Source organism: Arthrobacter sp. GmRoot5-12 (assembly GCF_059739365.1).
In genome coordinates this window covers 2,535,926-2,548,890 of the sequence record NZ_AP046056.1, presented here as the reverse complement: position 1 = coordinate 2,548,890, position 12,965 = coordinate 2,535,926, and the positions used below count along the sequence as shown (strand labels likewise).

Below are 12,965 nucleotides of genomic sequence, written 5' to 3'. Positions count from 1 at the left end.
TCGAACAGATTCCCCTACAACGTTACGGACTGTCGTGTCAGTGTTTCTTGGCGAAATACTCGCCCACCCCGCCCTCGCCGCCGCCGATCCCGTGGTCCATCCCCTGGGTGTGGCGGCCGACGCGCAACCGGTCCGCTGGGTCCACTCCAGCGAAGTGCTTGACATTGCACCCCTGCTCCGGGGCGGCGAACTGCTGCTGTGCGGCGGGATCACCCTGGCCACGGCCACGCCTGCCAAGCGGGAGGACTACGTGCGCGAACTGGCCCAGCGCGGGATTGCAGCGCTCGCCATCGAGACCGGTGGCGCCCTGCCGGAGATCCCGGCCAACATGCTCGAAAAGGCCGAGGAATATGGCCTTCCGGTGGTGGAGCTGCGCAAGGTGGTGCCGTTCGTGGGCGTCATGCAGGCCATCAATTCCCTGCTTGTGAGCGAGTCCGTGGGACACCTGCAGCAGGCTGACGCTGCCACCCGGGCCATGGCGGCGGAGCTGGCCCACGGCGCTTCACTCGACAAGATCCTGGGCGTACTGGCCGGCATCACCAGCTCCGCGGTGAAGCTCACCTCCCCCTGGGGAGTCACCATGGGCAGCGCCATGCCCGAGGGCTGGAACGGTGACATTGGCGCGGAAGCCGGGGCGGCGGCAGCTGGCGATACAGCGGACGACGGCGGCTCCGGGCCGGGCGGGCACGGCGGCTTTCACGGCAGGGCCGGCGGAACGATGATCACCGTGGACATTCCCGTGCGGGGTGTCCTCATGGGCCGCCTGGAGGTGCGGGTTCCGGATGCCGCGGACGTGGCCCTGGCGCAGGTGGCGGGGGAACGCGCCGTGGACATCCTGGGCCTGGCCCTGCTGCAGCACACGCCTCCCGGACTGCATGCCCTGGCTGGCGCCGAACTGATGCGGGCAGTCCTGAACGCAGCTCCGGAGTGGCGCCTTGAGCAGCTGGCTCCGGGTGCCGGCTTCCCCACGGACTCCCCCTCCGTGGTGGCGGCAATCCACGCCGCGTCACCGCAGGAGCTGCGTGGCGCCGTCGAAAGCTTCCTCAGCTCACGGCGCATTCCGTGCGCCGCCTATCTGGATGATGCCGAACTGGTGGTGATGATCGGCCTGCCCTGCGCTGACACTGTCGGTGAACGGCGGCAGCTTGTGGAATCGCTGAGGGGGCTGGAAGGGGACCATGATGCGGTGATCGCCGTCGGTCCCCTGGCCGGCGGCGTGGCGGAAGCCGCCTGGTCCCTGGCCGAAGCCCGCCGCACCCTGGAGGTGCGCCAGATCCGGCGCAGGAACGCGTCGGCGCGCAGGCGCTATCCGGCCCGCGGCCTGGTGGTGGTGGATGCGGAGGACGCTGCCGTGGAGAGCCTGTCCCTGACCTGCCTTGATGCCTCATCACGGGAGGCGTTCGTCAACCGGCAACTGCGGGCGGTCCTTGAGCATGATGCGCAGCGGCAGTCCCAGCTGCTGGAGACCCTGCAGGTGTGGCTGGACTCAGGCTGCAACACAGCGCAGTCTGCACGGGAACTGCACTTGGAGCGCCAGTCGATGCACCACAGGTTGCAGCGCATTTTCGAGCTGTGCGGCGGTGATCCGCGCGGCACGGGCCGGCTGGCGGCACTGCACCTGGCGGCCCGGATGGCCGGACTGCCCTGACCTGGCAGTACAAAGGGGAAGCCCCACCAGCAATGCTGAAGGGGCTTCGACTGTTTTGATTCCGTTATGACGAACATCATCTCCCGAACTTGCGGGAATCCTGGTGCTTCCTGCCTCGTCACCGGCAGACCACCTGGATCAGATCCACGGTGTGTTCCAGGGTTCCCTGTTGTCCGTTCCCGCCCTTCTTTCGAAGAACGTATTAACAGTGTTACGCCTGGTTTTGCGGGGACGCAAGAGCCAAATTTCCAGCGGAGAAAAGTGTTTAAACGCAGAACCTGCAGGTACCTTCGCGATCTCGCTAAGAGACGGCTCGGACATTCTCATGTCCTGAACAACCCGGCGTCATCTGATGGTTACCTGCAGGCACTTCCACTTTACGACCGGCCCCGGCACTCCACCAGAGGTAGAGCGCATTCCGCTTGAACTTTTGGTGTGCGTCCCCTCCACGCGCCCAGCTGCAGCGGCTGACAGGGCCCAGCTGAGCAGGCTCCAGGGGCATTACGCCTTGGATTGGACCACCAGGACAGCACAGGGGGCGTGGTTGACCACCTGGGTGGATACGGAGCCCATGTGCAGCCCTGGAAATCCCCCATGGCCCCGGGAGCCGACGACAATGAGATCCGCGTCCTTGGCGGCGTCAAGAATCGCCGAAGCAGGTGAATGGGTGTCTACGAGTTGCCCCGAAGCGGTCACGCCGCCATCTGCGGCGGCCTTCAGCGCCTCACCCTGGAGCGTCCGGGCGATGTGCTCCGGAGACTCTTCGGCGGCAATTTCACCTGCGGCCGTTTCCAGGACAGCCGGATACCACGCCATTGGCGGCTTGTTCCAGGCGGTGACGAAGCGGAGTTGGCCATTGCGTTGGCGGGCCTCATCCATCGCCCAGTCCAGTGCTGCCTGGGAGGGTTCGGAACCGTCAAAGCCGACAACAATCAGGAATGGACCAGTGCTGGTCATTCGTCTTTCCTTTCACTGCCCCGAGCCGTACTGGGTCAGAGGGATCAGGGTGCTTTCGCCGGGCCGGTTCCGCGGCCAAGCACAATCCCCACTGCGAGCATGACGACTCCCAGCACCACGTGGAGCCAGTTATCTGAGGTGTTCACCGGGATGAAGTTGGCCGAGGATGCCTGGTCAATCAGGAGTCCGTAGAGCCAAATAACCAGGTAGAGGGCGCCGCCGCCGATGAGGTAGTACTTCGACTGGGAGGCGGTCCTGCCCATGAGCAGGCCGGCTGCTCCAAAGAGGAGGTGAACAATGTTGTGCAGGATGGATACCTGGAAGACACCCAGGAGCATCGCGCCGGAGTCGGGGCCGGCGAAACTCAGTTCCGAATAGTTCGTGGTGACTCCAGGGATGAAACCGAGAACGCCCACCAGGGCGAAAACTGCTCCCGCCGCCAGGGCAGTGATTTCGATGGCCGTGCGGTGGTGACGTGCGCCTACGCCCGGATGTGCTGATGATGCAGACATGGCTTGCTTCCTTGTACGCAGGGAGGGAAATTGTTGTGTTTAAGTTCGGCTGCCGGGGTGGGGCAAGCCTCCCTATGGTTCCAGCTTCGAGCCGGGCGCGTCTTGCCTTCAGAGGCTTTAGTCCTCAGGTATCCATGAATTTCAGGGCTGTGCGTGAGGGCTCCGGGCGGGCGGGTCTTTTGCCCCTGCCAGCCCCGGCTGCACGGGTATTTACTGGATTGATACGGCCCCTTCCGGGCGTCCTCCGCACCGAATCTGGAGAGTTTTTGTCATGTCTGATCTGCTCAAATGGTCCCCCTTCGCAGCCTCCCGGTGGCCCTCCCCCTTCACGTCTGCCCTGCGCTCCCCGGCGGAGTTGCTGGACTCCATAGAGCGCATGTTTGAGTCACCGGCCAGCCCTGCCCCGATCAGGGTCGAAGAGTTCGTCGACGACAAGACCCTTGTGGTGCGTGCCGAGATGCCCGGCGTCGATCCTGACAAAGACATTGAAGTGACAATGGATGACGGGTTCCTGCGGATCCGCGCTGAACGCCAGGAAAAGGAAGAACACAAGGACAAAGGCAGCTATCGGTCAGAGTTCCGCTACGGGTCCTTCAGCCGGAACATCCCGCTCCCTGACGGGGTCAAGGAAGAAGACATCAAAGCCACTTACACCAACGGGGTCCTGGAAGTCCGCACCCCGTTGCCCGAGCAGGCCCAACCCACCGAACCGAAAAAACTTCCCATCACCCGCGGGTAACGGGCAGTGCCCCAGCCAAGGGACCAGCATCCCCCGACGTTGCAGTTCCTCGGTGCAACCGACACTGTGACGGGTTCCAGGTACCTGATCCGTTCACGCGGCCACCGGGTCCTGATCGAGTGCGGTCTGTTCCAAGGCTATAAACACCTCCGCGACCGTAACCGGGTAGCGTTCCAGGTCAGCCCCGCGAACATCGACGCCGTTGTCCTCACACATGCCCACCTGGACCACACCGGGTATGTTCCTGCCCTGGTCCGCGACGGTTTCAACGGCCCTGTCTATGCGACCCCTGGTACGGCAGAACTGTGTTCACTGCTGCTTCCCGACAGCGGTTACCTCCAGGAAGAGGAAGCCCGGTATGCGGACCGCACAGCATCATCAACACATCATCCGCCAGTGCCCCTCTACACTGCAGAAGACGCCGTCCGATCGCTCAACAGTTTCAGGACCCAGGGCTTCGACTCCCCGTTTTCCCTGCCCGGGGGCATCGAAGCGACATTCCTTCCCGCCGGCCACATCCTGGGCGCCGCACAGGTGCACCTCAAACTCGGCGGCAGGACGATCCATTTCACCGGGGATCTGGGCCGCACCCACGACCCACTGATGTACCCGCCCCGTGACCTTGAGCCCGTGGACGTACTGGTCACCGAATCCACCTACGGCAACAGGGCACATCCCGCGGGGAACCCTGAAACCGAACTGGGCGAGATCATCAGCCGGGTGGCCAAACGACGCGGCGTCATCATGATCGCTGCGTTCGCCGTCGGCCGGGCCGAAACAGTCCTGCTGCACCTCTCACGCCTTCTGGCCAGGAATGCCATCCCCTCCATCCCGATCTACCTCAACAGCCCGATGGCCATTGACGCCTCCGGTATGTACCAGCGCCACCGCGAGGAACACAGGCTCAAACAGCACGAATTCGAAAGCATGTACAAAGTGGCTACGCCCGTCCGAAGCGCTGACGAATCCAAGCTGCTCAACCTTCGCGGCGGACCCATGATCATCATCTCCGCCAGCGGCATGCTCACTGGCGGCAGGATCCTGCACCACCTCGCGGCCTACGGGCCGGACCGGCGCAACGCCATCATCCTCAGCGGATACCAGGCCGGAGGCACGCGCGGAGCATCGCTCGCCGCGGGTGAAAAACACCTCCGCATCTACGGACAGGACGTTGAAATCGGAGCAGAAGTCATCCAAATGGAAGGACTGTCAGCCCATGCGGATTCCGACGAGCTGATCCAATGGATGAAGACCGCTTCCCAGGCGCCGGCCATGACCTACGTCACGCATGGTGAACCGGACGCCGCAGACACCCTCCGGGCCCGCATCAAGCGCCAACTTGGCTGGAAAGCCCGCGTCCCCGAGCACCTGGAAACCATCTCGCTCGAACACCCCAGCTAAAAGACGCAGAACACCGCCACGCCGCTTCAGGTTGTGGGGCGCCCGCCCAGGCGGGTGGTGACTTTGGCGGCGGCGGCCACGCAGGCCTCCCCCAGGCTTTCGAACTGTTCCTTCGATACCCGGAAGCGGGGGGCTGGGATGAGGACGGCGGCCACTATGTCGCCGCGGTGGTCCCGGACGGGGGCGGCGACGCCAACCTCGTCCATGGACGATTCGCCGTAGTTTCCCGCCCATCCCCGCTCCGCCACATCCTGGAGCCTGGCTTCGTAAGCTGCCAGTCCGGCGTCGTCCAGTCCTGGAAAGGTGATGGTTCCGCTGCGCAGCAGCTCCCGTACCCGCTCGGCCGGGAGGGTGGAGAGGAATACCTGGACGGAGGCGCTCATGGCGTCCCGGTAGCGCGCCCCCAAAGGCGTGGTGTGCTTGATCTGATGGTGGCTGGCGATCTGCTCCACGCAGATGGCCTCATCCCCGTTCCAGAGCATCAGCGCACTGGTTTCCCCGGTCTGCTCGGTCAATTGCCGCAGGACCGGATACGCCACGCGCCGTTCCTCCATCTCGGCCAGCAGCGGCCCGGCGACGGCGATGAGTCCCAGCCCCAGCCGGAACCGCTTGGTTTCGGGGTCCCGTTCCACCAGGTTTTCCTGCTCGAACGTGGCCAGGATCCGGGAGACGCTGCTCTTGTGCATGCCTACGCGGTTGGCGATTTCGGTGACGCCCAGCAGGGGTTCGTCAGCCGTGAAGGTGCGCAGGACGGCGATGGCATTGACGACGACGGAGGCGCCTTTCGCGTCCGTCCCGCCGTTGGTGCCGGTCCCGTTGCCGTTGCTGTCGGAGGTTTTTGCAGGAGTCATGGTGGACACCATCTTTCCTCATGGACGGCAGAGGCGGCGCCACGTGTCCGTGGCGCCGCCTCCCAGTGTGATGGTTATGCCTGGATGATGTTGTGTTCCGGGCCGAACGGGAACTTGGTGATGTTCTCCACCGTGTTGTCCTCGCCGATGACCAGGATGTCGTGCTCGCGGTAGCCGCCGGCGCCCGGCAGGCCGTCCGCCACCGTGATCATGGGTTCCATGGAGACCACCATGCCGGGTTCCAGGACGGTGTCGATGTCCTCGCGCAGTTCCAGGCCGGCTTCGCGGCCGTAGTAGTGGCTGAGGACGCCGAAGGAGTGTCCGTAGCCGAAGGTGCGGTTGGCCAGCAGGCCGTGGCTGATGTAGATCTCGTTGAGCTCGGCGGCGATGTCCTTGCAGACGGCGCCGGGCTTGATGAGTTCCAGGCCGCGGCGGTGCACCTCCACGTTGATGTTCCACAGTTCCAGGGAGCGTTCGTCCGGCTGGCCCAGGAAGAGGGTGCGCTCCAGGGCGGTGTAGTAGCCGGAGGTCATCGGGAAGCAGTTGAGCGAGAGGATGTCGCCCTGCTGCAGTTTCCGGGTGGTGGCCCAGTTGTGGGCGCCGTCGGTGTTGATGCCGGACTGGAACCACACCCAGGTGTCGCGGACCTCGCGGTGCGGGAACGTGCGGGCGATTTCGTGCACCATGGCCTCGGTGCCGATCAGGGCCACCTCGTACTCGGTGATGCCCTCGCGGATGGCGTTGCGGATGGCTTCGCCGCCCAGGTCGCCGATGCGGGCGCCGTGCTTGATGACCTCGATCTCCTCGGCGGACTTGATCATGCGCTGGCGCATGGCGTCCTGCGAAACGTCCAGGAGTTCCGCTCCGGGGAAGGCGGCGGCGATCTTCTCGCGGGTCAGGCCGGGGAGGAAGTCGTCCTCGACGCCCAGGCGGGAGGCCTTGACGCCGCGCTGGCGCAGTGCCTCCTGCAGGCCGAAGTAGAAGTTGTCGCGGCGCCAGTCGGTGTAGACGATGTTCTCGCCGTAGGAGGTGCGCCAGGGCATGCCGGCGTCGATGTTGGCCGTGACGGTGACGGAGTCGTCAGCGGTGACCACCAGGGCGTAGTTGCGGCCGAACGTGGTGTACAGGAAGTCGGAGTAGTACTTGATGCCGTGGTAGCTGGTGAGGATGACCGCGTCCAGGTCCTTGGCGGCCATGATCCGGCGGAGCCCGCCCAGGCGGCGCTCGAACTCTGCGTCGGAGAACGTGAGCTTGCCCTTGGTGCCGTTGTGCAGGACCTTGAGGCGCTCCAGCTCGGCGATGGATGAGGCGTTGTCGGCAGTGATGGTCACGGGTGTGCCTTTCTAATGGATGCAGCTGCTGCCAGGGCATGCCGCGGCAGGTGATTGCGCTGCAGTTGGTGTTGTTTGTGCGAGGGGTTGGTTGAGGGGCCTCTGGTCGCTCAGAGGTGTTTAAGGGGCTTCCGCGACGTTTCGGCGGCGAACAGCACGGCCACCAGGGATACGACAGAGGCCGCCACCAGGTACCAGCCGGGGGCCAGCTTGCTCTGCGTCAGGCCGATCAGCAGTGTGGCCATGAAGGGTGCGGTGCCGCCGAACAATGCATTGGACAGGTTGAAGCTGACTGCGAATCCGCTGTACCGGACCTTGGTGGGGAACAGTTCGGCAAGGAAGCTGGGCAGGGTGCCGTCGTTCAGGGTGAGCATGCCGCCCAGCAGGATCTGGACCAGCACGATGACCAGGAAGTTGCCGGTGTCCAGGAGCATGAAGGCGGGGACGGTCAGGAGGATGAACAGCACGGAGGCGGTGATCAGCATTTTCTTGCGGCCGAACCGGTCCGACGCGATGCCGGTCAGGAAGATGAATCCGATGTAGCTGGCCAGGGCGATGGTAGTGGCCAGGAAGGATTCGGTGGGCCCGAAGCCCAGTTCCTCGGAAAGGTACGTGGGCATGTAGCTGAGGATGACGTAGAAGCCGACGGCGTTGAGCAGCACTGCCCCGCAGGCAATGATCAGCTGCTTGCGGTAGGTCCGGAACATGTCCAGCGCAGGAGCCTTAGGCGCTGATTCAGCTTGGTCGGCCAGGGCGCGGAAAGCGGGTGTGTCCTCCAGCTTGGTGCGGATGTAGCGGCCGATCAGGCCCATGGGTGCCGCCAGGAGGAACGGCAGCCGCCAGCCCCACTCGTGCAGCTGTTCGGTGCTGAGCACAGAGCTGAGGAGCGCAGCGATCAGGGAACCCAGGAGCAGGCCCGCTGCGGTGCTGGCCGGGACCACCGCGGCGTAGAGTCCGCGGCGGTTGGCCGGGGCGTATTCCACCAGGAAGGCTGAGGCGCCTGCGTATTCGCCGGCTGCCGAGAAGCCCTGCACCACGCGGACCAGGAGCAGCAGGACCGGAGCCAGCATGCCGATGGTTGAGTATCCCGGAATGAGGGCGATGCAGAAGGTGGAGACGGACATGATGACGATGGAGAGCGACAGGGCTTTGCGCCTGCCCAGCTTGTCGCCGATGTGGCCCCAGAAGAAGCCGCCCAGGGGCCGGACGAAGAAGGAAATGGCAAAGACGCCGAAGGTTGCCAGCAGCGCGGTCTGCCGGTCGGCTTCGGGAAAGAATACCGAGGAAATGACGGCCGCGAGATAGCCGTACACGGCGTAGTCGAACCACTCGACGAAGTTGCCGATGAAGCTCGCCGTGACCACCCGGCGTCGAACGTCCTTGCTGGCCACCGGGTTGTCCGCGCCGTGGCCTGCCGCGGAAGGAGCATCAACGTCATTGGCAATGACTCCTGCGACGGGTGAGTTTGATTCGTTACTCATGGAACCACCAGTAAAAGTAGGAGTTGCAGCTGTTGCAACATGGTTGTTTCAAGATAGGCCGTGACGCGTGCCACAGTCAATAGCCGCCGATAAAGTTTCTTAGCTCATTCCACGGAGTGGCAACGCCGTCGCAGGACGAACGCAATCGGCCAGCAATGCCCGATTATGTTGCGTGAGGCGCAACGTTGTTGAGTTTTCGAGTGGCGGCGGAAAATCAGGTCCTAAGACACGGGCGAAAGCCGCCGACCTGCCGCATACTTGCGCCATGGACGACGCAGCGCGAAAACCGGACCGGATCCTGCTCGCGCTGGCGGGCGTTGTGGTGGTGCTGGTGGTGGTTGCGCTGGCCGTGGTATTTACCCGGGGTGAGCCGGCACCGCTGGATAAGGCGAGCCCCGCCGGAGTGGTCCAGCAGTACAGCAAAGCCGTGATCGACGGCGACATCCCCACCGCGCAGTCCTTCCTCACCGAGGGTGCCCGGAGCAGGTGCAGCGGGTCCTACCCGGGCGAACCGCGCCCTGCCCGGGTGGTGTTGATTTCGACGACGGAGCGCACCGATTCAGCCACCGTCAAAGTTTCGATCGTGCGGTCGTCACAGGGCGGACCGTTCGGCCCCTCAGAGTATGAGATGGAGGACGCCTTCTCGCTCCTCAAGGTGAACGGGACATGGATGATCGACCAGCCGCCGTACCCCCTGATGGCCTGCACCGTGACGCCGGTGAAGCAATGACGGCGCCGGCAGCACCATTGGCTCCCGCTCCCGCCAGCGGCCTGGCCACACTTCGCCGCCTGATCCTGTACGTTCTGCTGTTTTCCTTGGTGGTCATCACGGCGTCAGGCCTCAGCGGACTGCTGGAACGGCTGTTCCGAACGGCGTCTGTCCTGGCGGCGGGCGACGTGGCCGGGCTGGCCCTGTCGCTGGCCTTCACCCTGATCGGCGGCCCGCTGGCACTGCTTCTCTGGTGGTTCGTGTGGCGGAGGCTCGACGACGAATCGGAGCGGACTGCGCCCGGGTGGGGCCTCTACCTGACCGGTATGTACGCGGTCTCGCTCATCATCGGCACCACATCGCTGCTGGACCTCGCCTCATCTTTTGTTGATGCGAAGGAAAGCCAGTGGCAGTCCCCGTTGGCCAACGCCCTTGTGTGGGCAGCTATCTGGTGGTGGCACCGGTGGATGTGGAAGCACCCCCGCAAACCGTCATCGCACCTTGAGGACGTGCGCGCCGTCGTCGGCTTCGTCTTTGGCCTGTTGCTGGCCGCCGGCGCTTCGATTGCCGCGCTCAGTACGCTGTTGGATGTCGCCATCCGCGGTTTCACGGCCACCGCCACCTTTGAGCCGTGGTGGGTCGACGTCCTCCGGTCCCTCATTTGGGCCGCCGGCGGAGCAGTGGTGTGGTGGTGGCACTGGTTCCGGGAGGGTGGCCGGCGCTACCAAACAGGGCTGGTGGACGTCACCATCATCGTTGTCGGCATCTTCGTCGCCGGGATCTCCGCTTTGGGCGGGCTGGGTGTCATCCTGTTTGTCCTCCTGCGGCTGGCGTTTGACCGGAACGACCCGCTGAACGACCTGCTCGAACCGCTCGCCCCGGCCATTGCGGCCGCCGTCATCGGCGCCCTGGTGTGGCGGTACCACCGCACCACGTCCGTCCACCGATCACCCCGGACCCGCCGCGCCAGTCTCCTGGTGACGTCGGCCGTGGCGCTTGCCGCGGCCGCGTCCGGCATCGGAGTGGTGGTGAACGCGTTGCTGGCCGCTGCGGTATCGCCACTGGCCGGTGGTGCCACGCGCACCCTGCTCCTGGGCGGCATCAGTTCCCTCGCCGTCGGCGGCCCGGTCTGGTGGCAGGCCTGGAAGCCGAGGCACCAGCCGCGGACGGCAGCCGATATCCCTCCCGGCCGGCGCGTCTACCTGGTGGCGTTTTTCGGTGTCAGTGCGGTGGTGGCGCTCATTACGCTGCTGGTCATTGGCTACCGGCTCTTCGAATTCCTCCTGGGTGACGTTTCGGGCGGCAGCCTTTTGGACCGGATCCGGGCCCCGCTGGGCCTCCTGGTGGCGGCCGGGCTGGTGGCGGGTTACCACTTTGCTCTGTGGCGGCATGACCGGGCCCTGCTTGCCGCCGCCGCACCCATCCATAAACGGGTTATTGAGCGGGTCACGCTCATCAGCGGCTACGCGCCGGGAACCGTGGACCCGGAGGCGTTGGCACGTGGCATCGCTGATGCCACCGGCGGCGCCAAAGTGACCACGTGGCTGAGGGCAGACGACGGCGGCGCCGGACTTCCGCCGTCGTCCGTCCTTCCTGCCGGGGTGGAGGACATCGTCCCGCAGGTGGCTGCCGCCCTGGATGGCGTGGCAGCCCAGCATGTCCTGGTGCTGGCAGGGCCGGGAACCCGGCTGGAAGTCACGCCGCTGGTAGCAGCCGGGGCGGGGCCCTGGAAGGCAGCAACCACAGCGCGAACACGGACCGTTCCTGGTGCCGAGTAGCGTGATACTCAAGATTTGCGCAGTTTATCCCGCTGGTGGATTAACCCTCTTCCTTTGGCATTCCGGGGTGCCTAGGGTGGGCACACACGCTTGCCAAGGGGGATAAATGAAAAGCATCGCCGATGGTCCTCAAGACGCTGCAAACCAGGACGTGCAGCAGGTCGCAGCGCCCAATGCACAGGACTCACAAGGCAATGTCGCCGAGTGGACATCCGATTGCCTTCTCACACTGCGGAGCCCCATACGCTTCACCCGGGCCGATTGGCCCTAAGCCGCAACCACCCTGTTGAGGGGCGGGCCACCTGGACCACCGGTATGACTCCTTGAAGCCATGCGCCCAACACGGCCAGCGCACTGGACCAGGTTGTTACCTGCCGTTTCAGGCCCGTCCTGCTCGGTGAAGCACCTGCTCCTTGGCGTCGACGCCAGGGGCTTAGCTTGATGCGTCCCGCTCGATTTCTTCGGCGAGGTCATCCACTTCCTCAGGGCGGGCCTCAATGCCTGCTTCCTCGAACCGCTCCTCAAGGACGTGGGTAACATCGTCCTGGACGTGGCCCAGTTGGATGTCGTGGCGGACATCCTCGGCGATGCTTTCAGGCGTCTCAAGGTGCTCGGTTCCGGCCACGATCCCGTCGCTGCCGTCAAAGGGGTCGTTGGCGCCGCCCGCTCCTGAATCAGTCATACTCCATCGTTACCCTTCTCCTTCGGGCGGTAAACCTGCGGAAGGCGCCGAAGGGAGCGGACGACGGCGGGCGCGTCCCGCCGTCGTCCGCTCCCCCTAGGCGTCAGGAGACTTCGGCGAGGATCCCGTCAATGCGGGCCAGCAGGCCCGGCCAGCCGTTGCCCATGCCTTCTATGGCATGGCGGCCCATAGGGGTATCGACTTGGAAGCCCGCGTGTTCGAAGTGGAGGACGGTACCGCCGTCGACCGGTTCGAGCCGCCAGGTGATGGTGGTGTCCAGCTGGCCTTCGGAGAAGAGGAAGCTGATGGAGCTGCCCTCCTCCACGGCCAGGACCTCGCACTGCTGCCGGCCCCAGGCGTCCATGTCCATGGTGAAACGATGTCCCGCCACGGGCGCAATATCGCCGGGCGCCCACCAGCGCGCCAGCAGTTCCGGTGTGGTCAGTGCAGCCCACACCGCCGGGGCAGGGTGCGGGTAGTGGCGTTCCAGCCGGATGGCATTCTCGGTCATGACGGATTCTCCTCGTCCAGAAGGTCTGCCAGCGCGTCCAGCCGCTGGTTCCAGTAGTGCTCAAAGTTCTTTACCCAGCCGCCGACCTCGGCGAGGGCGGCAGGCTGGAGGTGGTACACCCGGTTCCGGCCCTGCCGCTCCTCGCGGACCAGCCCCACCTCGCGAAGCACGGCCAGGTGTTCGGACGCGGCGGGGCGGCTGAGGTCCAGCAGGCCGGTAAGCTCACCGGCCGTCCGCGGTCCCTGCCGAAGCTCGTCCAGGATGGTGCGCCGTGCCGGGTTGGCTACGGCGGCAAAGACATCGGGAAGCACACCCACAGTATATGTCGGAATTTTCCGACGTATCAAGGCGGGTTCCGCTGGGCG

13 protein-coding genes are annotated in these 12,965 nt (G+C 65.0%); 5 read left to right on the top strand and 8 right to left on the bottom strand.

Features of this window, described 5'->3' with window-relative positions; genetic code table 11:
• The first annotated feature begins 34 nt into the window (after positions 1 to 34).
• The gene (locus tag AC6JAM_RS11630) at positions 35 to 1,648 is read left to right on the top strand and encodes a PucR family transcriptional regulator (RefSeq protein ID WP_223992709.1); all 1,614 of its coding nucleotides are present in this window, start codon (positions 35 to 37) and stop codon (positions 1,646 to 1,648) included.
• A 501-nt stretch (positions 1,649 to 2,149) separates the two neighbouring features.
• Here AC6JAM_RS11630 and AC6JAM_RS11625 read toward each other — a convergent pair.
• Together AC6JAM_RS11625 and AC6JAM_RS11620 are read right to left on the bottom strand one after the other, a co-directional pair.
• Positions 2,150 to 2,605, bottom strand: a complete 456-nt coding sequence (locus tag AC6JAM_RS11625; RefSeq protein ID WP_134165487.1) for a universal stress protein — start codon at positions 2,603 to 2,605, stop codon at positions 2,150 to 2,152.
• A 44-nt stretch (positions 2,606 to 2,649) separates the two neighbouring features.
• A complete protein-coding gene (locus AC6JAM_RS11620) occupies positions 2,650 to 3,117 on the bottom strand; it encodes a DUF4383 domain-containing protein (protein ID WP_056391542.1) in 468 nt (155 codons plus the stop codon).
• A gap of 271 nt (positions 3,118 to 3,388) precedes the next feature.
• Between AC6JAM_RS11620 and AC6JAM_RS11615 the strand changes: the two genes are divergently transcribed.
• Positions 3,389 to 3,856 (top strand): Hsp20/alpha crystallin family protein, encoded by a 468-nt coding sequence (locus AC6JAM_RS11615; RefSeq protein ID WP_018770632.1) that lies wholly within the window; start codon positions 3,389 to 3,391, stop codon positions 3,854 to 3,856.
• A 66-nt stretch (positions 3,857 to 3,922) separates the two neighbouring features.
• Positions 3,923 to 5,257, top strand: a complete 1,335-nt coding sequence (locus tag AC6JAM_RS11610; protein ID WP_223992714.1) for an MBL fold metallo-hydrolase RNA specificity domain-containing protein — start codon at positions 3,923 to 3,925, stop codon at positions 5,255 to 5,257.
• A gap of 26 nt (positions 5,258 to 5,283) precedes the next feature.
• On the opposite strand, the gene AC6JAM_RS11605 is transcribed toward AC6JAM_RS11610, so the two are convergent.
• The 3 genes from AC6JAM_RS11605 to AC6JAM_RS11595 form a co-directional block, all read right to left on the bottom strand.
• On the bottom strand, positions 5,284 to 6,120 hold the full coding sequence (locus AC6JAM_RS11605; RefSeq protein WP_056391544.1) for an IclR family transcriptional regulator: 837 nt from the start codon (positions 6,118 to 6,120) through the stop codon (positions 5,284 to 5,286).
• 62 nt (positions 6,121 to 6,182) lie between these two features.
• The gene (locus AC6JAM_RS11600; RefSeq protein WP_018770635.1) at positions 6,183 to 7,439 is read right to left on the bottom strand and encodes an aminopeptidase P family protein; all 1,257 of its coding nucleotides are present in this window, start codon (positions 7,437 to 7,439) and stop codon (positions 6,183 to 6,185) included.
• 110 nt (positions 7,440 to 7,549) lie between these two features.
• Positions 7,550 to 8,920: an MFS transporter gene (locus AC6JAM_RS11595; protein ID WP_018770636.1), complete on the bottom strand. Its 1,371-nt coding sequence runs from the start codon at positions 8,918 to 8,920 to the stop codon at positions 7,550 to 7,552.
• Between the two features lie 265 nt (positions 8,921 to 9,185).
• On the opposite strand from AC6JAM_RS11595, the gene AC6JAM_RS11590 reads away from it, so the two are divergent.
• A complete protein-coding gene (locus tag AC6JAM_RS11590; protein ID WP_018770637.1) occupies positions 9,186 to 9,650 on the top strand; it encodes an LpqB family beta-propeller domain-containing protein in 465 nt (154 codons plus the stop codon).
• Positions 9,647 to 11,407 (top strand): DUF5671 domain-containing protein, encoded by a 1,761-nt coding sequence (locus AC6JAM_RS11585; protein ID WP_497935953.1) that lies wholly within the window; start codon positions 9,647 to 9,649, stop codon positions 11,405 to 11,407. The genes AC6JAM_RS11590 and AC6JAM_RS11585 overlap by 4 nt, the downstream gene beginning before the upstream one ends.
• A gap of 433 nt (positions 11,408 to 11,840) precedes the next feature.
• Here the strand turns inward: AC6JAM_RS11585 and AC6JAM_RS11580 are convergent, their stop codons facing one another.
• The 3 genes from AC6JAM_RS11580 to AC6JAM_RS11570 form a co-directional block, all read right to left on the bottom strand.
• Complete coding sequence (locus AC6JAM_RS11580) at positions 11,841 to 12,089, bottom strand: hypothetical protein (RefSeq protein ID WP_018770639.1); 249 nt, start codon at positions 12,087 to 12,089, stop codon at positions 11,841 to 11,843.
• Positions 12,090 to 12,192: 103 nt separating this feature from the next.
• On the bottom strand, positions 12,193 to 12,600 hold the full coding sequence (locus tag AC6JAM_RS11575; protein WP_018770640.1) for an SRPBCC family protein: 408 nt from the start codon (positions 12,598 to 12,600) through the stop codon (positions 12,193 to 12,195).
• Complete coding sequence (locus tag AC6JAM_RS11570; RefSeq protein ID WP_018770641.1) at positions 12,597 to 12,911, bottom strand: ArsR/SmtB family transcription factor; 315 nt, start codon at positions 12,909 to 12,911, stop codon at positions 12,597 to 12,599. Before AC6JAM_RS11570 ends, AC6JAM_RS11575 begins: the two co-directional genes overlap by 4 nt.
• Positions 12,912 to 12,965 lie beyond the last annotated feature (54 nt).

Coding starts and splice junctions, on each gene's coding strand:
- AC6JAM_RS11620 (WP_056391542.1), bottom strand. CDS start 3,117: ATGTCTGCATCATCAGCACATCCGGGCGTAGGCGCACGTCACCACCGC.
- AC6JAM_RS11605 (WP_056391544.1), bottom strand. CDS start 6,120: ATGGTGTCCACCATGACTCCTGCAAAAACCTCCGACAGCAACGGCAAC.
- AC6JAM_RS11585 (WP_497935953.1), top strand. CDS start 9,647: ATGACGGCGCCGGCAGCACCATTGGCTCCCGCTCCCGCCAGCGGCCTG.
- AC6JAM_RS11575 (WP_018770640.1), bottom strand. CDS start 12,600: ATGACCGAGAATGCCATCCGGCTGGAACGCCACTACCCGCACCCTGCC.
- AC6JAM_RS11590 (WP_018770637.1), top strand. CDS start 9,186: ATGGACGACGCAGCGCGAAAACCGGACCGGATCCTGCTCGCGCTGGCG.
- AC6JAM_RS11615 (WP_018770632.1), top strand. CDS start 3,389: ATGTCTGATCTGCTCAAATGGTCCCCCTTCGCAGCCTCCCGGTGGCCC.
- AC6JAM_RS11580 (WP_018770639.1), bottom strand. CDS start 12,089: ATGACTGATTCAGGAGCGGGCGGCGCCAACGACCCCTTTGACGGCAGC.
- AC6JAM_RS11595 (WP_018770636.1), bottom strand. CDS start 8,920: ATGAGTAACGAATCAAACTCACCCGTCGCAGGAGTCATTGCCAATGAC.
- AC6JAM_RS11625 (WP_134165487.1), bottom strand. CDS start 2,605: ATGACCAGCACTGGTCCATTCCTGATTGTTGTCGGCTTTGACGGTTCC.